The organism is Mesobacterium hydrothermale (assembly GCF_035818635.1).
In the GTDB taxonomy this organism is placed as follows: Bacteria; Pseudomonadota; Alphaproteobacteria; order Rhodobacterales; family Rhodobacteraceae; genus Mesobacterium_A; species Mesobacterium_A hydrothermale.
In genome coordinates, this window is sequence record NZ_JAYLLH010000007.1 from 36,591 (window position 1) to 56,946 (window position 20,356).

At 63.5% G+C, this 20,356-nt stretch carries 20 protein-coding genes; 10 read left to right on the forward strand and 10 right to left on the reverse strand.

The features are described 5' to 3' along the window. The first annotated feature begins 169 nt into the window (after positions 1-169). From trkA to trpB, 5 genes are all read left to right on the forward strand, one after another. Entirely contained in the window at positions 170-1,546 is a 1,377-nt protein-coding gene (gene trkA / locus VK792_RS06800) for a Trk system potassium transporter TrkA (RefSeq protein ID WP_326296642.1), read from the forward strand. Between the two features lie 3 nt (positions 1,547-1,549). After that, a complete protein-coding gene (locus VK792_RS06805; RefSeq protein ID WP_326296643.1) occupies positions 1,550-3,067 on the forward strand; it encodes a TrkH family potassium uptake protein in 1,518 nt (505 codons plus the stop codon). A 125-nt stretch (positions 3,068-3,192) separates the two neighbouring features. Next, a complete protein-coding gene (hfq, locus tag VK792_RS06810) occupies positions 3,193-3,432 on the forward strand; it encodes an RNA chaperone Hfq (protein WP_326296644.1) in 240 nt (79 codons plus the stop codon). Next, entirely contained in the window at positions 3,429-4,703 is a 1,275-nt protein-coding gene (gene hflX, locus VK792_RS06815; protein WP_435404834.1) for a GTPase HflX, read from the forward strand. The genes hfq and hflX overlap by 4 nt, the downstream gene beginning before the upstream one ends. Before the next feature lie 205 nt (positions 4,704-4,908). After that, positions 4,909-6,156, forward strand: coding sequence for a tryptophan synthase subunit beta (trpB, locus tag VK792_RS06820; protein WP_326296645.1), 1,248 nt, complete (start codon positions 4,909-4,911; stop codon positions 6,154-6,156). A 217-nt stretch (positions 6,157-6,373) separates the two neighbouring features. On the opposite strand, the gene VK792_RS06825 is transcribed toward trpB, so the two are convergent. From VK792_RS06825 to VK792_RS06840, 4 genes are all read right to left on the reverse strand, one after another. Then, positions 6,374-6,742 carry a DUF2237 family protein gene (locus VK792_RS06825; RefSeq protein WP_326296647.1) on the reverse strand — a complete coding sequence of 123 codons (369 nt, stop codon included), beginning with the start codon at positions 6,740-6,742 and terminating at the stop codon, positions 6,374-6,376. Between the two features lie 11 nt (positions 6,743-6,753). Beyond that, positions 6,754-7,917: a serine hydrolase domain-containing protein gene (locus tag VK792_RS06830; RefSeq protein WP_326296648.1), complete on the reverse strand. Its 1,164-nt coding sequence runs from the start codon at positions 7,915-7,917 to the stop codon at positions 6,754-6,756. A 56-nt stretch (positions 7,918-7,973) separates the two neighbouring features. Next, on the reverse strand, positions 7,974-8,669 hold the full coding sequence (pth, locus tag VK792_RS06835) for an aminoacyl-tRNA hydrolase (protein WP_326296650.1): 696 nt from the start codon (positions 8,667-8,669) through the stop codon (positions 7,974-7,976). A gap of 125 nt (positions 8,670-8,794) precedes the next feature. Next, on the reverse strand, positions 8,795-9,418 hold the full coding sequence (locus VK792_RS06840; RefSeq protein WP_326296651.1) for a 50S ribosomal protein L25/general stress protein Ctc: 624 nt from the start codon (positions 9,416-9,418) through the stop codon (positions 8,795-8,797). Between the two features lie 155 nt (positions 9,419-9,573). Here VK792_RS06840 and VK792_RS06845 point away from each other — a divergent pair, with 155 nt between their 5' ends. Continuing rightward, positions 9,574-10,722, forward strand: coding sequence for an MFS transporter (locus VK792_RS06845; protein WP_326296653.1), 1,149 nt, complete (start codon positions 9,574-9,576; stop codon positions 10,720-10,722). A gap of 103 nt (positions 10,723-10,825) precedes the next feature. Here the strand turns inward: VK792_RS06845 and VK792_RS06850 are convergent, their stop codons facing one another. Next, positions 10,826-11,989 (reverse strand): alpha-hydroxy acid oxidase, encoded by a 1,164-nt coding sequence (locus VK792_RS06850; protein WP_326296654.1) that lies wholly within the window; start codon positions 11,987-11,989, stop codon positions 10,826-10,828. 129 nt (positions 11,990-12,118) lie between these two features. Between VK792_RS06850 and VK792_RS06855 the strand changes: the two genes are divergently transcribed. Beyond that, entirely contained in the window at positions 12,119-12,892 is a 774-nt protein-coding gene (locus VK792_RS06855) for a ZIP family metal transporter (protein WP_326296655.1), read from the forward strand. Positions 12,893-13,036: 144 nt separating this feature from the next. Next, on the forward strand, positions 13,037-13,954 hold the full coding sequence (gene argC / locus VK792_RS06860; protein ID WP_326296656.1) for an N-acetyl-gamma-glutamyl-phosphate reductase: 918 nt from the start codon (positions 13,037-13,039) through the stop codon (positions 13,952-13,954). A gap of 87 nt (positions 13,955-14,041) precedes the next feature. Here argC and trpA read toward each other — a convergent pair whose 3' ends face one another. Together trpA and VK792_RS06870 are read right to left on the reverse strand one after the other, a co-directional pair. After that, positions 14,042-14,833 (reverse strand): tryptophan synthase subunit alpha, encoded by a 792-nt coding sequence (gene trpA, locus VK792_RS06865; protein ID WP_326296657.1) that lies wholly within the window; start codon positions 14,831-14,833, stop codon positions 14,042-14,044. 157 nt (positions 14,834-14,990) lie between these two features. Further along, the gene (locus VK792_RS06870; RefSeq protein ID WP_326296658.1) at positions 14,991-15,407 is read right to left on the reverse strand and encodes a VOC family protein; all 417 of its coding nucleotides are present in this window, start codon (positions 15,405-15,407) and stop codon (positions 14,991-14,993) included. A 97-nt stretch (positions 15,408-15,504) separates the two neighbouring features. Between VK792_RS06870 and ychF the strand changes: the two genes are divergently transcribed. After that, entirely contained in the window at positions 15,505-16,602 is a 1,098-nt protein-coding gene (gene ychF, locus VK792_RS06875) for a redox-regulated ATPase YchF (protein ID WP_326296659.1), read from the forward strand. A gap of 121 nt (positions 16,603-16,723) precedes the next feature. Further along, positions 16,724-17,455: a DUF6065 family protein gene (locus VK792_RS06880; protein WP_326296660.1), complete on the forward strand. Its 732-nt coding sequence runs from the start codon at positions 16,724-16,726 to the stop codon at positions 17,453-17,455. A gap of 94 nt (positions 17,456-17,549) precedes the next feature. On the opposite strand, the gene VK792_RS06885 is transcribed toward VK792_RS06880, so the two are convergent. The 3 genes from VK792_RS06885 to VK792_RS06895 are packed head-to-tail and all read right to left on the reverse strand — an operon-like array spanning position 17,550 to position 20,073. Then, a complete protein-coding gene (locus VK792_RS06885) occupies positions 17,550-18,317 on the reverse strand; it encodes a LamB/YcsF family protein (RefSeq protein ID WP_326296661.1) in 768 nt (255 codons plus the stop codon). Further along, on the reverse strand, positions 18,314-19,324 hold the full coding sequence (locus VK792_RS06890; RefSeq protein WP_326296662.1) for a 5-oxoprolinase subunit C family protein: 1,011 nt from the start codon (positions 19,322-19,324) through the stop codon (positions 18,314-18,316). The genes VK792_RS06885 and VK792_RS06890 overlap by 4 nt, the downstream gene beginning before the upstream one ends. Continuing rightward, positions 19,321-20,073, reverse strand: coding sequence for a 5-oxoprolinase subunit B family protein (locus VK792_RS06895; RefSeq protein WP_326296664.1), 753 nt, complete (start codon positions 20,071-20,073; stop codon positions 19,321-19,323). The genes VK792_RS06890 and VK792_RS06895 overlap by 4 nt, the downstream gene beginning before the upstream one ends. Positions 20,074-20,356 lie beyond the last annotated feature (283 nt).

Here is a 20,356-nt window from a genome sequence, read left to right on the forward strand (position 1 = left end):
TTTTCTGCGAAAATCCGGTTGGGGGCGCTGCCCCCAAACCTCCGGGATATTTTCGGCAAGATGATGGGACAGGCCGCTTTTCGGTCCGGACCAGAGCGGCGCATTCCGGCATTGACGCTGTTTCGGCGGCCTGTCATTCAGGCAGGCAACAGCACGCAAGGGGCGGTTGATGAAGGTCATCATTTGCGGCGCAGGCCAGGTGGGTTGGCAGATCGCGCGTCATCTTTCCGGGGAAAGCAACGATGTGACGGTTGTGGACAACAACCCCGATCTTGTGCGCCGGGCCACCGACACGCTGGACGTGCAGGGGATTTCCGGCTTTGCGTCCTATCCCGATGTCCTGGACCGCGCCGGCGCGCGGGACGCTGACATGATCATCGCCGCGACCTATTCCGACGAGGTCAATATGGTCACCTGCCAGGTGGCCCATTCGGTGTTCGACATCCCGCGCAAGATCGCCCGGCTGCGGTCGCGCAGTTACCTGACGGCGATCTATTCCGATCTTTACCGTCGCGACCATCTGCCCATCGATGTGGTGATCAGCCCCGAACGCGAAGTGGCCGCCGCCGCGCAGCGCCGGCTGGCGGCGCCCGCGACCTTTGACAGCGTGACCTTCCTTGACGGCAAGGTGCAGCTGCTGGGCCTGACCATCGACGAGAACTGCCCGGTGGTGAACACACCGCTGCGGCAGCTGACCGATCTGTTTTCGACCCTGAGGGCCGTAGTGGTGGGGGTGCGCCGCGACGGGACGTTGTTCGCACCCGAGGCTGGCGACCAGTTGTTCGTCGGCGATGCCTGCTATGTCATTGCCCATGCCGATGACATCCGCCGCACGATGGAGGTCTTCGGCAAGACCGTGCGCAAGCAGGAACGGGTGGTGATCATCGGCGGCGGCAACGTCGGGCTGATGGTCGCGCGCGAGCTGGAAAGCCGCGCCGACCGGGTGCGGGTCAAGGTGATCGAACGCAACCGCAAGGTGGCCGAACACGCCGCGGAGGCGCTGGAACGGACGATCGTGCTGCATGGCGACGGGCTGAATACGGAACTGCTGGCCGAGGCCAATATCGAGCGTGCCGACGCCGTGCTTTGCGTGACCGACGACGACAAGGTCAACATGCTGGCCGCGGTGCGTGCGAAAGCCGAAGGTTGTCCCTATGCCATCGCGTTGATCAACGACCCGACGCTGGTGCCGTTGATCGACAGCCTTGGGATCGACGCCTATATCAACCCGCGCGCCACTACCGTCAGCTCTATCTTGCGCCACATCCGCCACGGTCGGGTGCGCGCGGTCTATTCCATTGGCGATGCCGAGGCCGAGGTGATCGAGGCGGAGGTTCTGTCGACCTCTCCGATCGCGGGGCAGCGCATCCGTGATACGGATTTCCCTGAAGGTGTGCTTGTGGGGGCGATTCTGCAGAACGGCAAGGTCATCAAACCCACGGGCAGTACGCTGATCGAAGAGGGCGATACGATTGTCCTGTTCGCGATGTCCAAGGACGTGCAAGAGGTCGAGCGGCTGTTGCAGGTCTCGATCGATTTCTTCTGAACCATGCGTGTGCTGGCCTCTCTGCCATTGTTCCTGATGCTGATGGGGCTGTTTTCGGTGTCGATGGTCGCCCCGGCTGCGCTGGCGCTGGGGCAGGACGGGTTCCACGATGCCCGCAGTTTCTTTTATGCCGGGTTGGGCGGGCTGGTGCTGACCAGCTTTGTCGGGCTGGCGACGGCGGGCCGCGAAACGCAGCGTAGTTCATTGCGGCAGCTTGTGGCACTGCTGGGGGTTTTCGTGCTGCTGCCGGCCTTCCTTGCGGTGCCGTTCCACGAGGCGGTGCGGACAACCAGTTTCGTGAATGCCTATTTCGAGATGGTGTCGTCGCTGACCACCACCGGCGCCAGCCTGTTCGAGCCGTCCCGTCTGTCAGATGCCGAACACCTGTGGCGGGCGCAGGTGGGGTGGATCGGCGGGTACCTGATGTGGGTGGCCGCCGCCGCAATCCTGGCACCGCTGGCGCTGGGAGGCTTTGAAGTGACGGCTTCGAGCGAGCCGGGGCAGGTGTTGCTTTCGGGAAGTGCACAGGCCGACAGTGCCGATCCGGCGAAACGGCTGCTGCGTTCGGCGCGGATGCTGGCGCCGGTCTATGGCGGCTTGACGCTGGCATTGTGGCTGATGCTGCTGGTGGCGGGCGATACCCCGTTTGTCGCCCTCTGCCACGCGATGTCGGTGCTGGCCACGTCAGGCATTTCGCCGGTGGGGGGGCTTTCGGGCAGCCAGAGCGGCATCGCGGGCGAGATGCTGATGTTCCTGTTCATGTTCTTTGCCCTGTCGCGGCTGACGTTTTCCAATGACACGATGAACACCGGACGTCCGGGCCTGCGCCATGACCCGGAATTCCGCGCCGGATTGGCGGTGATCGTGATCGTCCCTGCGCTGCTGATTCTGCGCCACTGGGTGGCCGCGTTTGAAACCGGGGACGAAGAGGACCTGGTCGCGCTGGCCCAGGCGCTGTGGGGCAGCCTGTTCACGGTCATGTCCTTTCTGACCACAACCGGTTTCGAAAGCGTGAACTGGGACGACGCGCGGGGATGGTCGGGGCTGGAGACGCCAGGGATGATCCTGATGGGGCTGGCACTGATCGGGGGTGGTGTGGCCACCACGGCTGGAGGAGTGAAACTTCTGCGTGTGCTGGCGCTGTATCTGAACGGCGTGCGTGAAATCGAGCGGCTGATCCATCCGTCATCGGTAGGTCGGGCGAACACCTTTACCCGCCGCATCCGGCGCGAAGGGGCCTTTATTGCGTGGGTCTTTTTCATGCTGTTTGCCATGACGCTGGCGCTTTACACCACGATTTTCGGGCTGATGGGCGTGCGCTTTGAACATGCGATTCTCATGTCGGTTGCGGGGCTGTCGAATGCCGGACCGCTGGTCACCGTGACGGTTGCGGAACAGCCGCTTGGGCTGCTGGGCCAGCCTGGCTATGTGAAGATGCTTTTCGCCTCGGCCATGGTGCTGGGGCGGCTGGAACTGTTGGCGATCATCGTGATGTTGACGCCAGATGCATGGCGCGACTGACACGGGTTTGCCGCAAGTGCAAAAATGCTTGATTTTCCACTGGAAACCCGGAAGCCTAGCTTACATAATTGATGCTGAGAGGGCGTACCGGGTTTCGGTGCAGTGAAAGAAAAAAGGCAATTTCAATGGCTTCGGACAGACAGAATCTTCAAGACGCATTCCTGAACCACGTCCGCAAGACGAAAGTGCCGGTGACCGTGTTCCTGATCAACGGGGTGAAACTCCAGGGTGTGATCACATGGTTCGACAATTTCTGCGTCCTTCTGCGCCGTGATGGTCAATCCCAGCTTGTCTACAAGCATGCCATTTCGACGATCATGCCGGCGCAGCCGATCAATCTGTATGACGGTGAAGACAAAGAGTGAAAGAACACTCGACGCATGTGACCCGCGCCTGGGTCCTGCACCCTGACCTCAAGTCAGACCGCGAGCGCCGTGATCCGGGGCCCGCACTGGAAGAAGCCGTGGCGTTGGCCGCCGCTTTGCCGAACCTGCATGTCGTGGGCTCCGAAATCGTGCGCCTGCCCAAGGCGCAGCCGGGCACGCTGTTCGGGTCGGGCAAGATCGAGGAACTGAAAGACCGGTTCAGCGAAAACGAGGTTGAACTGGTGCTGATCGATGGTCCGGTGACCCCGGTGCAGCAGCGCAATCTTGAAAAGGAATGGGGCGTCAAGCTTCTCGACCGGACCGGGCTGATCCTGGAGATCTTCAGCGACCGAGCGGCAACCCGCGAAGGGGTGTTGCAGGTCGAGATGGCCGCACTGTCCTATCAGCGCACGCGGCTGGTGCGGGCCTGGACCCACCTGGAACGCCAGCGCGGCGGGCTGGGTTTCGTCGGCGGCCCCGGCGAAACCCAGATCGAGGCCGACCGGCGCGCCATCGACGAACAGCTTGTGCGGCTGCGGCGGCAGTTGGACAAGGTGGTCAAGACGCGGGAATTGCACCGCAAGGCGCGCGCCAAGGTGCCGTATCCGATCGTGGCCCTGGTGGGCTATACCAACGCCGGGAAATCGACGCTGTTCAACCGGCTGACCGGGGCAGAGGTGATGGCCAAGGACATGCTTTTTGCCACGCTGGATCCCACCATGCGGGCGGTCAAGCTGCCAACCGGGCCGGACGTGATCCTGTCGGACACCGTGGGGTTCATCTCTGACTTGCCGACCGAACTGGTGGCAGCGTTCCGCGCCACGCTGGAAGAGGTTCTGGCCGCGGATGTGATCGTACATGTGCGCGACATCAGCCATGCCGAGACCGCGCTGCAAGCCGCCGATGTCGAGGAAATCCTGGCGTCGCTGGGGGTGGACGACAGCACGCCCAGGCTGGAAGTCTGGAACAAGACAGATCGGCTGGACCCGGAGGCCCGCGCCGCCGCCGAGGCACGGGCGGAACGCGATCCGGGCATCCTGGCCGTGTCGGCGTTGACCGGGCAGGGCGTGCAGGCGTTCCTGGAGGCTCTGACAGAGGCGCTGGACACGGGTTTGCAGGACGACACACTGAGGTTGGGCTTCGACGAGGGACGCAAGCGCGCCTGGCTTTTCGAGCGCGGGCTGGTCCTGTCCGAGGTGCAGGGCGAAGACGGGTATACGCTGCAACTGCGCTGGGGCCGCAAGGAGCGCGAGGACTTCGCCCGGCTGTAAGCCGATCCGACCCGCGTGGTTGCGCCGCGCAAGAGCCAAGCGGGCGCGGCTGCGCCGCGCGCGGGGGCTCTGCCCCCGGACCCCCGGGATATTTTCGGCAAAATGATGGGAAGGGGCAGGAAGCATTGCCATTGCGGTCAAGCGGTCCTTGCTCCTGCACGGGCTTCCGGCTACGAAAGCCGAAACCACGTTGAAGGAGCCACCCATGGCCGATGATCTGTTCAACAGCTTCATGAACGGTCCCGACGAAAAGGGCCGGTTCGGCATTTTTGGCGGGCGATTCGTATCGGAAACGCTGATGCCGCTGATCCTGTCCCTGGAAGAGGAATACGAGCGGGCCAAGACCGATCAGAGTTTCTGGGACGAGATGGAGTTCCTGTGGAAGCACTATGTCGGTCGTCCATCGCCGCTGTACTACGCGGAGCGGCTGACCGAGCGTCTGGGCGGCGCCAAGATCTACATGAAGCGCGACGAGTTGAACCACACCGGGGCGCACAAGATCAACAACGTGCTGGGCCAGATCATCCTGGCGCGACGCATGGGCAAGACCCGGATCATCGCGGAAACCGGTGCCGGGCAGCATGGTGTTGCTACCGCCACCGTTTGCGCCAAGTTCGGGTTGAAATGCGTGGTCTACATGGGCGCGCATGACGTGCAGCGCCAGGCGCCGAATGTGTTCCGCATGCGCCTGCTGGGGGCAGAGGTGATTCCGGTGACGTCGGGCCGTGGCACGCTGAAGGACGCGATGAACGACGCGCTGCGCGACTGGGTGACCAATGTGCGCGATACGTTCTATTGCATCGGCACGGTGGCCGGTCCGCATCCCTATCCTGCGATGGTGCGCGATTTCCAGTCGATCATCGGCAAGGAAGCCAAGGCACAGATGATGGAGGCCGAGGGCCGCCTGCCCGACACCATCATCGCCGCGATTGGCGGTGGTTCGAACGCCATGGGGCTGTTTTTTCCGTTCCTCGATGACGCCTCGGTGCGGATCATCGGGGTCGAGGCCGGTGGCAAGGGCGTGAACGAGAAGATGGAGCATTGCGCCAGTCTGACCGGCGGGCGTCCGGGCGTGTTGCATGGCAACCGCACCTACCTGTTGCAGGATGAGGATGGGCAGATCCTGGAAGGGTTCAGCATTTCTGCCGGTCTGGACTATCCCGGGATCGGGCCGGAACACGCCTGGCTGCACGATATCGGCCGCGCCGAATATGTTTCGATCACCGACAAAGAGGCGCTGGAGGCGTTCCAGCTTTGCTGCGAAACCGAAGGCATCATTCCGGCACTGGAACCCAGTCATGCGCTGGGCCATGTGATGAAGATCGCGCCGGAGCTGCCTGCCGATCACATCATCTGCATGAACCTGTGTGGACGCGGCGACAAGGACATCTTTACCGTCGCGAAACACCTGGGGTTCGATATGTCGGATACCGAAGGGCGGTCGATGGACTGATCCGAAGGACAGAGCGTCTGAAAGGCGGCCCTCGGGCCGCTTTTTTTTAGGGCGTCGGTGGACTGTGGACAAATCTGTGGGTAGATCGTGTATATGAAACCAGTTTTGCCGCCATATCTGGTGTTTTGAGTAAAGAACGCCTGTTAAATGGTCGTAACTGAAAGCTCCTGCACAGCGGGGTGCGGGCGGCATTTTTTCATGAGCTGTTGGAGGAAGGTCAGGATCTGTAAAGTTCTAACACCCGCATCGGGACGATTTCCAGCGCGCTTCGGTGTGTTGCCTCGAGCCTAACCTTGGGGGCGCAGCCTTCGTCATGGGCCTGAAGGAACCGCGCAGCGCACAGGCACCAGCGATCACCAGGTTTGAGGCCGAGAAAGCGGAGTTCCGGGCGTGGCGTGCTGAGGTCGTTGCCGACATATTTCGAATAGGCCAGGAACTCGGCAGTCATCACGGCGCAGACAGTGTGACTGCCGTAGTCCTGATCGCAGGTGTTGCAGTGCCCGTCGCGGTAGAAGCCGGTCAGTGGCGCTTGCGAGCAGAGTTCAAGGTCACCGCCCAGTACGTTGATCGAAGGGTATTTTTCCATCTGGCTGCTCCTTACTGCGTGGCCGCGATCAGGCGGAACATGTCCAGGGCGTCCTGGAATGCGCCTTGGTCCCTGAATTGTCGATCAGCACCGTTGGTGGCCACGACAGTGCCGGACGCGCGGTCGACATAGACAAATTGGCCATAGACCCCGCGAGCCAGGAACTCCCCCGGGCGCGGGTCCGCAGCCATCCACCATTGATAACCGTAGTGCAGTTCGCCGGGTGCTGTCTTGGCCGAGGGCAAGGTGGACTCCAAGGCCCATACTTCCGGTACGATCTGTTGGCCGTTGAACCGTCCCTTTTGCAGGAACATCTGCCCCATCCGGGCGTAATCGCGGGTTGTCAGGTTCAGCCCGCCCAGCACGAAGGCGACGCCGTACCCATCCGTGATATAATAGGGTTCGGCCTCCAGCCCCATCGGCTGAATAATCTTTTCCGACAGCAGATCGGGGATCGACCGGCCGGTTGCGCCGCGCACCACCATGCCCAGGACGTGGGTATCGATCGAGACGTATTTGAACCCGGTGCCCGGCGCCTGGAACGTTTGGTCAAGTCCGGCTGCGAAGCTGTCCATCGAGCCACCAAGTGCAAGGACACGGCCCATCTTGTTGATGTCACTCCAGAAATCAAGATAGTCCTCGTCAAAGGTTACACCGGATGACATTTGCAGAACGTCGATGACGCGGGCGCCGTCATAGGCGCCACCTTTCAGTTCGGGGGCATATTTGACCACCGGATCATTCAGGTCATCCACATGACCTTCGGCGACGATCACCCCGAAAAGGGCCGACAAATAGGACTTGGCCATGGACCACGAGATACGCTTGTCCCCAGCCGCCGTGCCTTTGTAATAGTCTTCGTAGACGATGTTGCCGTCTTTGAGCACGACAAGTGACGTAACAGAGCGCCGGTCAAGCCAGGCGTCAAAGCCTGGCGGCATGGCGATCTCGATGCTGCGCGGTAATTCCGAAATCGGACCATCGCCGCGCGGCACCGGTACCGACTGAAAAAGCTCGCCCATATGGCTGAAATTATGAACGATCTTGTCTTCCGCAAACAGCGTGTTCACGGCGTTCAGACGGATCAACTCGTCACGTTTCCAGACCCCGAGACCGACCGCGATCAGGACCAGCACACTCAGGACCCGAACGGTCCATTTCAGAACTTGGCGCATTCTGTGTCCTCCCTTTCGGGCAGTTCACCATGCGGGACGTAGCCCGGCAATGGGTTTCAGCGAAACTTGTCGGCCAGTTTCTGAAACGCGCTGCGCGTGTCCTGCGCGTCCGCTTCCGCTTTGGCGGCGGGGGGGGCGGCGGCTTTCACGGGTTTTTCTTGGGTCTTGTCCGAGGACCGAGGCGGGTTCACGCGCAGGGCCACGGCATTCTGGAACTTGCCGGTGTCGCCCTGAGCCAAGGCCACCGCGCCGTCCGAGATGCCGCGCAACAGGTCATCCAGCCAGTCCTGCTGATCGGCCTTGGAAAAATCGTGCAACACATAAGGCGCAACTAGTTCCTTGCGCCCGGGATGGCCGATCCCCAGCCGGATACGGTGATAGGCATCGCCGATGTGGCCGTGGATCGAACGCAAGCCGTTGTGCCCGGCATGACCGCCACCAGTCTTGGCGCGGCACTTGCCCGGGGCAAGATCCAGTTCATCGTGGAAAACAGTGATGTCGCCGGGCTCCAGCTTGTAGAACCGCATGGCGTCGCCCACCGACTGGCCGGACAGGTTCATGAAGGTTTCAGGCTTGAGCAGCAAGACCTTTTCGGACCCAAGGCGTCCCTCGGCGATCTGGCCCTGGAACTTGGATTTCCAAGGTCCAAAGCCGTGATCCCCGGCGATGCGGTCCAGCGCCATGAACCCGATGTTGTGCCGGTTGCCTGCGTATTTTGCGCCGGGATTGCCCAGCCCCACGAAGATCTGCATCGCGTGTTCCTGTCTGTCGTCCGCCCTGACATAGCGCAGGCCGGGACAGGGGCCAAGCGCAGGCAACCCAAAAGAAAACGGGGCCCGCGTCGGGGCCCCGTTTCACAAACCGTATCCGACGGCGATCATGCCTCTTCGGTGGCGTCCTCTGCCTCGTCTTCAGCATCGGACGACCGCAGGCCCGACGGGGCCGAGATATTCGCGATGACGAAGTCGCGGTCGATGGTCGGCTTGGCGCCTTCCGGAAGGGCCACGTCAGAGATGTGGATGACATCGCCGATGGCTTTGCCCGACAGATCGACGGTGATCTTTTCCGGGATATCGCCGGCGGTGACCATCAGTTCGACTTCGGCACGCACCACGGTCAGCACGCCACCGCGCTTCAGACCGGGGGCCGCGCCTTCGTTCACGAATTCAACCGGAATGTACAGGTTGATCTTCGAGGTACGGCGCAGGCGCATCAGGTCGAAGTGGGTCGGCAGGTCCTTGACCACGTCGCGTTGAACGTCGCGGCAGATCACGCGAACATCGTCGTGGCCGTCGACCTTCAGGTTGAACAGGGTCGACTTGAAGCGACCTGCCTTCAGCTTCTTGAGCAGTTCATTGAACGGGATCTGGATTGCCAGCGGCTCTGCTTCGCCGCCGAAAACAACGCCAGGAACCATACCAGCGCGACGCGCTGCGCGAGCGGCGCCCTTGCCCGTCCCCGCACGTTCCTGGCAGATCAGATCAGGGATCTCTCCGGCCATATCGTAGTCTCCATAGCTATGGGGTGCCTCCAAGGCTGTCACCCCGTGGTTGAAGGCTGCGCGATAGACCGGATCGCGACGATTCACAAGGCAAAAGATCCCCTTTGGCCGGTTTGGGACTGGAAAGCCCGGAGCCCTCGTGCCACTTCGCCTGTATGATTGCACTGAAAGACATCCGTGCCTGCCGCGCCCCGGCAAGCGCCTTCGCCACGATCGGGCTGTTCTGGGGCAGCTTTGCCGCCTTGGTGCCGGTTCTGAAAGCGCGGGCCGGGCTGTCTGACGGGGAATTCGGCCTGGCGCTGCTGGTGGCATCGTGCGGCGCAATGGCCGCCATGGCGCTGGCCCCGCGGGTCGAGGCGCGCCTGCGCCGCAGGGCGATGCCGGTTCTCGCGGTGCTGCTGGCGGCCTCATTTCTGGCGCCCGGCCTGGCGACGGGGGGCGTGGGGTTCGCGCTGGCGATGCTGGCGGCTTCGATCATGTCTGGCACGCTGGATGTGGTGATGAACGCCCGCGTCAGCCTGCTGGAGGCAGAAACCAACCGTCCGTTGATGAATCTGAACCACGCCATCTTCTCCTTTGCGTATACGTTTGCAGCCATTGCCGCTGGGCTGATGCGGGAAGCGGGTATTGCCCCGCTGACGGTATTCGCCGTGATGGGGGCGCTCACGTTGGCGCTGACCGTAGTGATGGCGCAGGCCCGCGATCTGGTGGCGTCGTCCCCGGACACAGCCGGCAGGGCGCCGGGCTGGGGGCTTTTGCTGCCAGGGGGGCTGATTATCCTGATCGCGTTCCTGTCGGAGCAGGCGACCGAAGGCTGGTCCGCGCTGCATCTTGAGCGCGGACTTGGTGCCGGCGCCGCCGAGGGCGCGCTTGGCCCGGCGGTTCTGGGCCTTACGATGGGGATCGGCCGGCTCTCTGGCCAGATGGTGGCCGCCCGCCTGTCAGAGGCGCTGCTGATCCGTTGGGCGGCGCTGCTGACAGCCGTCGGGGCGCTGGTGGCCGCCTGGGCCCCGGTGCTGCCGGTGGCCTATGCCGGGTTTGCCCTCTTGGGTTTGGGCGTTTCGGTCATCGCGCCGACGGCGTTCGCTTGGGTCGGTCGTCAGGTCCCGGCAGAGCACCGGACCCGCGCGATTTCCCGTCTGTCGATGGTTGGATTTTCCGGCTTTTTCATCGGCCCGCCCTTGATGGGGCTGGTCGCCGAAGCGGCAGGGCTGCCGATGTCCTTTACCCTTGTGGCCCTGCTGCTGCTATTCGTGCCTTTGGCCCTCGAGCCGCTGGTGTCGCGCGCCGCGCGTCTTCGATGAAGTTGCGCCGGGTGGCGGCCAGGGGATTTGAGTATTTGCTGGAAAGATGAAAGGGAAAAGTGTCTGAATTCCCTTTCATCTTTCTGAAAATACTCAAAAAAAATTACAGCCATTCCCCTGGAAAGTCCTTGGGGATCATCAGGATGTCGCTGTTGACAGTCGTGATGTCGCGGTGGCCGCAGAACGCCATCGACAGGTCCATTTCCTTGTGGATCACTTCCAGCGCCCTGGTCACGCCGGCCTCGCCCATAGCGCCAAGACCATAGACAAAAGCGCGACCGATGTAGGTGCCCTTTGCGCCCAGGGCGATGGCTTTCAGCACGTCCTGGCCCGACCGGATGCCGCTGTCCAGATGAACCTCGATCTTGTCGCCCACGGCGTCCATGATCGCGGGGAGGGCGCGGATCGCGGACAGTGCACCGTCCAACTGGCGCCCGCCGTGGTTCGACACCACGATGGCATCAGCGCCGACGTTGCATGCCTCCAGCGCATCGCGCGGATCGATGATGCCCTTGATGATCAGCGGGCCGTCCCACATCTTGCGGAATTCACGGATGCGGTCCCAGTTCAGCGACTGGTCAAACGCTTGGCTGGTCCAGGACGAAAGCGACGCGGGATCGGCCACGCCTTTCGCATGGCCCACGATGTTGCCGAAGAACCGCCGCTTGGTCTGCAGCATCCCCAGGCCCCATTGCACCTTGGTCATCATGTTGGCGATGGACTGAGGGGTCAGCTTGGGCGGGGCGGACAGACCGTTCTTGAGATCCCTGTGCCTCTGCCCCATGATCTGAAGGTCTACGGTGATGACCGCCGCCGAGCATTTCGCGTCTTTCGCGCGGTCGAACAGGCGCTGCATGAAGTCGTCGTCCTTCAGTGTGTAGACCTGCATCCAGAACGGTTTCGACGTGTTCTCAGCGACATCTTCGATCGAGCAGATCGACATGGTTGACAGGGTGAAGGGCACCCCGAATTTCTCGGCCGCACGAGCGGCTTTGATCTCTCCGTCGAAATGCTGCATGCCGGTCAAGCCCACCGGGGCCAATGCCACCGGCATCGACACATCCTGCCCGATCATCTGCGATTTCGTTGTCCGATCGGCCATATCGATGGCCACGCGCTGGCGCAGGTACAGCTTGTCGAAGTCGCTTGTGTTCTCGCGGAAGGTCTGTTCCGTCCAACTGCCCGACTCGCAATAGTCGTAAAACATCTTGGGGACGCGGCGGCGATAGATGCGCTTGAGGTCTTCGATTTCCGTGATGACGGGCATGGCTGAGTCCTTTTCCAGGCCGAACTGGTCAGGTTTCCTTACCGCTATTGCGCGGCAGGTGCAATCTCGGCCCCTTGTCATTCCGCCCTTGTGCGCCCACAACGGGCGGCAACAAAGCCGAGGACAGCAATGCACGAGATTTTTTTGGGCGTTATGGGCGGCATGATCGCGGCGATTGCCACGACCGCCGGTGCGGTCCCGGCGCTGGTCGGTCGCAAGATGTCGCAGGCAACCTCAGACACCATGCTGGGATTTGCAGCTGGCGTGATGCTGTCGGCCTCTTATTTTTCATTGATCCTGCCGGGGATCGACGTGGCCGAAGAGCAGTTTGGTTCGGTCTGGATCGCGGCCGCTGTCGCCTCGGTCGGCATCGCCTCGGGGGCGGGTTTCGTGGCCTGGCTGAACCGCGCGATCCCGCATGAACATTTCAAGACCGGGCCGGAAGGCGGTGCCGACGGCGCCACTGTGGCGCGGATCTGGCTGTTTGTCTTCGCAATCTCGATCCACAACTTCCCCGAGGGGCTGTCGATCGGTGTCGCCTTCGGCGTCGACAAATCCAACGGCTTGTCAGTGATGACCGGCATTTCCTTGCAAGACATCCCGGAGGGGCTGGCGGTCGCTGTGGCGCTTGTGGGCCTGGGCTATTCCCGGCGCAAGGCGTTGTTCTACACCGCGCTGACCGGGCTTGTGGAACCCGTGGGCGCGCTTCTGGGCGTGGTCGCGGTGTCGGTGAGTGCGGCGCTGTTACCCTGGGGCCTGACGTTCGCGGCGGGCGCCATGCTTTACATCATCAGCCACGAAATCGTGCCGGAAACCCATCGCAACGGGCACCAGCACCGCGCCACGCTGGGGTTCATCGTCGGGCTGATCCTGATGATGTTCCTCGATGTGACCCTGGGCTGACCCCTTCCATCATCTTGCCGCAAATATCCCGGGGAGCGCGAGGGGCTGGCCCCTCGCTCCCACACGCCCACACCCTGTTGAACAACTATGCAAGCCGCATCGACCGTGGTAAGCCGCGCCCACTTACATCGAAAGGAGGGCGCGATGGCGCACAAGGTGTTCATTGACGGCGAGGTTGGGACAACGGGCCTGCAAATCCGCGAGCGGCTGGAGCCGCGCGCCGATATTGCGCTGATCCGAATTGATCCCGAACGCCGAAAAGACGCCGACGCGCGTGCAGCTGCCCTGGCCGAGGCCGATGTTGCCATTCTGTGCCTGCCCGATGCGGCTGCGAAAGAGGCCGCGGCGCTGGCCGCGCCGCACGGCACCCGGCTGATCGATGCCTCGACCGCGCACAGGGTCGATCCGAACTGGGTTTTCGGCTTTCCGGAGATGGCAACGGGGCAGCGCGCGGCGATTGCCGGTGCGGAACGGGTCTCGAACCCCGGCTGCTGGTCGACCTGCGCCATTGCCCTGATCCGTCCGCTGGTCGAAGCCGGCATAATCGCGCCCGACAGCGCCCCGGCGATTTCCGGCGTCTCGGGCTACACCGGCGGTGGCAAGGCGATGATCGCGGAATACGAAAGTGGCGAAACCTCTGGCTCGTTCCTCTATGGCGCGGGGCAGGGCCACAAACACCTGCCCGAGATCGCCAGGCATGGTCTTTTGACCGCCGCGCCGGTTTTTGTCCCGTCGGTTGGCCACTATGCCCAGGGCATGGCGCTGGCGCTGCATCTGCCCGGTCTGGGTGCCGAAGGTCTGGAAAAGGCCGAGGCGGCACTGCGTGCCCACTATGACGGCGCCCGCTTCGTGTCGGTGGTGGAGGCCACCACGCACGAACCCCGGGTGAACCCGGAACGTTTGAATGGCACCAACAACCTGCACCTTTCGGTGCATGGAAACCGCGACAGCGGGGCGGCGGTGCTGGTGGCGGTGCTGGACAACCTTGGCAAGGGCGCGTCCGGGGCTGCCGTGCAGAACCTCAACGTCATGCTTGGACTGGACGAAGACACGGGGCTCTAATCCCCCGCTGACCGAGACACAGGACAAAAAGACACCCCCGGGGCGTGCGCCGCGGGGGTGTCTTTTTCGGTTTCAGTGCGGGTTTGCTCAGGCTCGGTGGGCGCCATCGGCCAGCCCTTTGACGAAGGCCAGCACCTCTGAAACCGATTTTCCGCTGGCCAGTTCGCCCACAATGGCAGAGCCCACCACGCAGCCATCGGCCACGCTGGCAATGGTTTCAGCCGCCTCGGGGGTGCGGATGCCAAATCCCACGATCACCGGCAGATCGGTCTGCGCCTTGATCCGCGCGACTTCGGGGCCGACATCGGTGGCCTGCGCCTCGGCCGCGCCGGTGATCCCGGTGATCGAGACATAATAGACAAAGCCAGAGGTATTTTGCAGAACCTTGGGCAGGCGTTTGTCATCGGTGGTGGGCGTCGCCAGGCGGATGAAATTCAAACCGGCCGCTTGCGCGGGAATGCACAGTTCTTCGTCTTCCTCGGGCGGCAGGTCGACCACGATCAAACCGTCGATCCCGGCCGCTTTGGCCTGTTCAAGGAATTTTGGCACCGTGCGGGAATAGATCGGGTTGTAATAGCCCATCAGGACGATCGGCGTTTCCGTGTCGGCTTCGCGGAACGCGCGGACAAGGTCAAGCGTGCGGTCGAGGGTCATGCCGCGGTCGAGCGCGCGCTGCCCGGCCAACTGGATTGTCGGGCCATCGGCCATCGGATCGGTGAACGGCAGGCCGAGTTCGATCACGTCGACCCCGGCGGCGGGCAGGCCCTTGACCAGTTCGAGTGAGGTGTCGAAATCCGGATCGCCAGCCATGACATAAGAGACAAAGGCTTTTTTGCCTTCTGCCTTGAGGCGTGCGAATTTGGCGTCAATGCGAGTCATTCCCGGTGTCCTTCTGGCGGCGTTCACCGGGGTTTGTCGCATGGGACGGGAAAAATCAATGGTCCACGGCCGCGTATGTGGCGGGCGACGGCGCGAGGGGGCTGTCCGCCCCCTCGTGCTCCCCCGAGAGTATTTCGGGAAAGATGAAAGCCACAGGTCAGCTGTCCGTGACCGAGACCATCCAGCGGATGCCAAAGCGGTCCTTGACGGTGCCGAATGCCGGGGTCCAGAAGGTTTCCGCCATCGGCATCCCGATTTCTCCGCCGCTGGCAAAGGTGGCAAAGACGCGATGTGCGTCATCCACAGCGTCGAGCGCGAGATGGATCGAACACCCGGCCATGGCGGCCGGTGCGGGTGTCGTGTCGTCCGAGGCAAGAAAGAGCATCTGGCCCTGGTAGTCGAGCGCGCAGTTCATCACGGATTTGGGTGAAACGCCGGGCATCCTGGCCTGCTCTTCTGGTGGCATCGCTTCGAAATAGAAAAACCGTGGTTTCGGCAGGCCGAGGGTTTCGGCATAAAAGCTGACCGCCTCTTCGCAGGTGCCGGGAAAGAACAGATACGGGGTGACTTGCATTGCGATACTCCTGCTGCATAAGCGCAGGATAGCACGGCTTGCGCTGTCGCGCGCGGCGCATTAGAGGACGCCCGAGGTTTTTCCGCTGGAGGATGAGATGGGTTTCAAGGTCGGGATCGTGGGGCTGCCCAATGTTGGCAAGTCGACGCTGTTCAACGCGCTGACCAAGACGGCAGCGGCGCAGGCGGCGAATTTCCCGTTCTGCACCATCGAACCCAACGTCGGCGACGTGGCAGTGCCCGACGCGCGGCTGGATCAGCTGGCGGCGATTGCCGGCTCGAAACAGATCATTCCGACGCGGATGACCTTTGTCGACATCGCCGGCCTGGTGAAGGGCGCGAGCAAGGGCGAAGGCCTTGGCAATCAATTCCTGGCCAATATCCGGGAAACCGACGCCATCGCCCACGTCCTGCGCTGTTTCGAGGACGGCGATGTGACCCATGTGGAAGGCCATGTCGACCCCGTGGCCGATGCCGAAACGATCGAGACCGAGCTGATGCTGGCCGACCTGGAATCGATCGAGAAACGCCTGGCCAACATCGTGCGCAAGGTGCGCGGCGGCGACAAGGAGGCGGTGCAGCAACAGCGCTTGCTGGAGGCTGCGAAGACCGTTCTGGAAGAGGGCCGGCCCGCGCGCGTGGTCGAGGTGGGCGATGATGACGCCAAGGCCTGGAAGATGCTGCAACTGCTGACCACCAAGCCGGTTCTTTACGTCTGTAACGTATCCGAGGACGAAGCCGCAACCGGCAACGCCCATTCCGAGGCCGTGGCGAAAATGGCCGCCGCGCAGGGCAATGCGCATGTGGTGATCTCGGCCAAGATCGAGGAAGAAATCAGCCAGTTGGAGCCCGACGAAGCCGAGATGTTCCTGAGCGAGTTGGGGCTGCAGGAGGCCGGGCTCGACCGGTTGATCCGCGCGGGCTATGCCCTGTTGAACCTTCAGACCTATTTCACTGTCGGCCCGAAAGAGGCGCGCGCCTGGACGATCCGCCAGGGCACCGGCGCACCGCAGGCGGCGGGCGTGATCCACGGCGATTTCGAGAAGGGCTTTATCCGGGCGGAAACCATCGCGTTTGACGACTACATCGCGTGCAAGGGCGAAGCGGGCGCCAAGGAGGCGGGCAAGATGCGCGCCGAGGGCAAGAGCTATGTCGTGCAGGACGGTGACGTGCTGCATTTCCTGTTCAATACCTGATCGATCCCCGGATTGATGCAGGTTTGACCCAGCCCGGACCGTTTTCGGCGCAGGCTGCTTGACGATGGGGAAGGGCCGGATGACAGTACCGCAAAAAAGCACTCAGTGAGCGAGCGGTTCCATGTCAAACCTGATTACCATCAATACCTTGCCCCGGCGCGATGTGAAGATCGAACCGGCCGCGGTGCGCCGCGACTGGATGGAGGCAACGCCGTATCGCTTTGCCTATCGCTGCCTGCCGCTGAACATCGCCAATGCGCATGGCTGGCACATTCTGACCCCGTCGGGGTTTCGTTGCCGCTGGAATGGCGGGGCGGAGCAAAGCGCGTTCGAGTTCGAGTATGAAAACCCGCAGGACCCCCCCGCGGTTTCGCATTTCGGCTCTGGCATCCTGACCTTCCACATCCCGGCGGTGATCACCACACCCGAGGGGGTGTCGACCTTCTGCACCGGGCCGATCAACCGACCGAAGGCCGGGATTTACCCGATGTCGGGGATCATCGAGACCGACTGGCTGCAATTCACCTTCACGATGAACTGGCAGGCGATGGAGCCGGACACCTGGATCGAATTCGAGAAAGACGAGCCCTACTGCATGATTTTCCCGGTGCGGCTGGACGAGATCGAAAGCTATGAGATGGAGGTCCGGTCGATCGAGGAAACCCCAGAGCTTCAAGCCGGGTTCGAGGCGTATTCAAAGTCGCGGCTGGAGTTCAACGACAAGCTCAAGACGTCTGACCCCGCCGACGGGAGCGCGCGGTGGCAGAAGCATTATTTCCGCGGCAAGTTCGATGGCGAGAAGCAAGCGACGCACCGCACGGCATTGAACCTGGCGCAGCCGAAACGGACGTAGACCGGGGCACTTGCCGCGAAAGCGCGTGGGAGCGCTGCTCCCACACCCTCGAGGTATTTGTGAAACAAAAGACGCAGCGGCAGGACTTGGACGGTCAGCGGCCCTCGAAGGGTTTGAGCGCGACGCCCGCTTCGGCCAGGTGGGCCTTGACGGCGCGGGCGATGGCCAGCGCCTCTGGCCCGTCGCCATGCAGGCAGATCGTGTCGATGGGCACCGGCAGCCATTGCCCGGAATGGGTTTCGATCGCCCCGCGTGCGACCATCCGGGCCATCCGCGCGCCTGCGATCACCGGGTCGTGCACCATGGCGTGCGGCAACGACCGGTCGACCAGCGTGGCGTCGTCGTTATAGGCGCGGTCAGCGAAGATTTCATTGGCGCGGGGGGCGCCCATGGCCTTGGCGGCCTCTTCCTGTTCGGTGCCCGCCAACACCATGACGATCAGGTCGGGGGCGACGCGCAGGGCAGCCTCGTAACAGGTGCGGGCCATGGCCGCATCTTCGGCGGCCATGTTGGCCAGCGCGCCGTGCAGTTTCAGGTGACGGACCCGTGTGCCAAGCGCGGTGGCCATGCCGGTGGCGGCGGCGACCTGGTAGGCGACCATATTGGCCAGCGTGTCTTTGGGCAGGGACATGCGGCGACGTCCGAAGCCCTGCAGGTCGGCGAACCCCGGGTGCGCGCCGATGCCGGTGCCGCTGTCATGGGCCATTTGCATCGTCTTTGCCATCACGTCCGGATCGCCGGCGTGAAAGCCGCAGGCGATGTTGGCCGAGGTCACGATCTTGAGGATCTCGGCGTCGTTGCCCATGACCCAGGGGCCATAGCTTTCGCCCATATCGGCGTTGAGATCGACGGTGGCGGTCATTCGTGTTCCTCTTCATGTCCGGTGATGACGCCGCTGATCAGGTGATAGCCCAGCAGGTCGGGAATGTCGGCGGGGTGACGGAAGCGGGGGGCGACCTGACCGGGCAGAGCCTTGAGGTGACGGGCAAAGGCAGCCTCGGCCTGCAAGGCGTCGTCCAGCGTGACGACGCGAAACCGCAGCTTGGTGCCGGGTGCCGCCTGCGCGATGCGGGGCAGGTCGCAGGGTATGACGGTGGCCAGCCGGGGATAGCCGCCGGTGGTTTGGCAATCGGCCAGCAGCACGAAAGGCGTGCCGTCGCCGGTGATCTGGATATCGCCGGGCACGACGATTTCCGACAGAATGCGCAGGCCCCCCTGCGCGGCAAAACCGGGGCCGTCCGAGGCCATGCGCACGCCCATGCGGTTGCCGTGGGCGTCGCGGGTGAATTCCGTCGCCTGGAACCGGTCGAGCTGATCGGCGAAATGGCGGCTTTGTGCGCTTTCGACCACGCGGATTTCGCCGCCTGACAGGCGTGGCTCGGGCGTCAGCGTCAGGTCGGTGTCGCCGTTGGGCGCGGGACCGGTGGGCAGGGTGTCGCCCGCGGCCAGCGCCTTGCCCAGACCGGCGGGCAGGTGGGCGGACCGGCTGCCAAGGCGTTCGGGCGTGACGATGCCGCCCGCGACATGCAGGTAGCCATAAACCCCGGCGCGGGCGGCGCCGATGTCGAGCACCGCGCCCTTGCGCAGGGCAAAGCTGGTGTAGGCAGGGACCGCGGCGCCATCGACGGACAGGGGCATGCTGGCCCCGGTCAGGGCCAGGCGCAGGTCGGTTTCCGCCCGGAACCGCCCGCCGGCCAGCACCAGTTCGAGCGCCGCGCAGTCCGGCGGGTTGCCGACCAGCGCAGCCCCTTCGGCCAGCGCCAGCCGGTCGGCGGCGCCACCGCGCGACAGGCCGAATTCCAGCGCGCCGGGGCGGCCCATATCCTGCACCGTGGTGCCGGGGCCGCAGGCAAGGACGGTCAGGCTCATCCAATTGCCTCCCACGTGGCGCCGCCATCGGCATCGTTGCGCATGTTCTGAAACTCTTCTGGCGCGACTTGCGGAAAGATGACCTCGTCCCCCGGGCGCAGCAGGAAGGGCGTGTCGCTTTCGGGGCGGAACAGGCGAAAGGCGGTCTGGCCGACGTGACGCCAGCCGGTGGGCGTGCTGACGGAAAACAGCACGAACTGGCGGATTGCCACGACCAGCGCGCCCTCGGGGACGCGGGGGGTCAGCGCGGTCTGGCGGGGGATGTCCCAGGCTTCGGGCAGGGGGCCCAGATAGGGCTGACCGGGGGCAAAGCCGATGGTCTGCACCCGCACGCGCACGGTGGAAAGCGACGCGATGGCGTCCTGCACGCTCAGCCCGGCCTCGGCCGCGGCCTCGGCCAGTTGTGGGGCCAGATCGGTGCCATAGACGGTGGGCACGCGAAACAGACGGCGACCTTCGGGCAGGGGGGCCGCGTACCAATCCTGCGACGTCAGCAGATCGGACAGCCGCGATTCCAGAGTGGCGTGGGGCAAGTGCAACGGATCGAAACGGACGAAGGCCGACACCAGCGAGGTCGAGGTTTCCTCGACCCCGTCCCAGCCTTCGGCCTCGATCGCGGCGCGAAAGGCCAGGGCCGCGCGGTTTGCCGGTTCCGACAAGTGATCGCCGAAACTGACCAGCACACCGGCCACGCCCATCCGCCGAAGCGTCGGAAAGCCGGTTGGTTTTTCTGTCACGTCCGCGATCATCGTCACCCTGCGCCGATTGTTTTGCGCAACGCTATAACAGCCCGGCGCGGTGGGAAAGACACCCGGTTGCGATCTTGTCCTGCGGTTGGTGGCGTGCAGAATGCCGCCCAAAGACGGGGACAAGGCCGGAGGTGATCTCTTGAGTGATGAAAAAGCAGGCAAGACGGCGGAGGTTGCGCGAATTGCGGGCGGTCCTTCCGGCGCGCGGGTGGCCTCGACCCGCCGCGCTCTTGCCTCGTCCGGCGGGGTGGCGTCATCTGATCTCACGACTTCCGAGGGCAAG

Coding starts and splice junctions, on each gene's coding strand:
- trpA (WP_326296657.1), bottom strand. CDS start 14,833: ATGACTCGCATTGACGCCAAATTCGCACGCCTCAAGGCAGAAGGCAAA.
- argC (WP_326296656.1), top strand. CDS start 13,037: ATGGCGCACAAGGTGTTCATTGACGGCGAGGTTGGGACAACGGGCCTG.
- VK792_RS06855 (WP_326296655.1), top strand. CDS start 12,119: ATGCACGAGATTTTTTTGGGCGTTATGGGCGGCATGATCGCGGCGATT.
- trpB (WP_326296645.1), top strand. CDS start 4,909: ATGGCCGATGATCTGTTCAACAGCTTCATGAACGGTCCCGACGAAAAG.
- VK792_RS06890 (WP_326296662.1), bottom strand. CDS start 19,324: ATGAGCCTGACCGTCCTTGCCTGCGGCCCCGGCACCACGGTGCAGGAT.
- trkA (WP_326296642.1), top strand. CDS start 170: ATGAAGGTCATCATTTGCGGCGCAGGCCAGGTGGGTTGGCAGATCGCG.
- VK792_RS06805 (WP_326296643.1), top strand. CDS start 1,550: ATGCGTGTGCTGGCCTCTCTGCCATTGTTCCTGATGCTGATGGGGCTG.
- VK792_RS06885 (WP_326296661.1), bottom strand. CDS start 18,317: ATGACCGCCACCGTCGATCTCAACGCCGATATGGGCGAAAGCTATGGC.
- hfq (WP_326296644.1), top strand. CDS start 3,193: ATGGCTTCGGACAGACAGAATCTTCAAGACGCATTCCTGAACCACGTC.
- VK792_RS06825 (WP_326296647.1), bottom strand. CDS start 6,742: ATGGAAAAATACCCTTCGATCAACGTACTGGGCGGTGACCTTGAACTC.
- VK792_RS06880 (WP_326296660.1), top strand. CDS start 16,724: ATGTCAAACCTGATTACCATCAATACCTTGCCCCGGCGCGATGTGAAG.
- pth (WP_326296650.1), bottom strand. CDS start 8,669: ATGCAGATCTTCGTGGGGCTGGGCAATCCCGGCGCAAAATACGCAGGC.
- VK792_RS06850 (WP_326296654.1), bottom strand. CDS start 11,989: ATGCCCGTCATCACGGAAATCGAAGACCTCAAGCGCATCTATCGCCGC.
- VK792_RS06830 (WP_326296648.1), bottom strand. CDS start 7,917: ATGCGCCAAGTTCTGAAATGGACCGTTCGGGTCCTGAGTGTGCTGGTC.
- ychF (WP_326296659.1), top strand. CDS start 15,505: ATGGGTTTCAAGGTCGGGATCGTGGGGCTGCCCAATGTTGGCAAGTCG.
- VK792_RS06845 (WP_326296653.1), top strand. CDS start 9,574: ATGATTGCACTGAAAGACATCCGTGCCTGCCGCGCCCCGGCAAGCGCC.
- VK792_RS06840 (WP_326296651.1), bottom strand. CDS start 9,418: ATGGCCGGAGAGATCCCTGATCTGATCTGCCAGGAACGTGCGGGGACG.
- VK792_RS06895 (WP_326296664.1), bottom strand. CDS start 20,073: ATGATCGCGGACGTGACAGAAAAACCAACCGGCTTTCCGACGCTTCGG.
- VK792_RS06870 (WP_326296658.1), bottom strand. CDS start 15,407: ATGCAAGTCACCCCGTATCTGTTCTTTCCCGGCACCTGCGAAGAGGCG.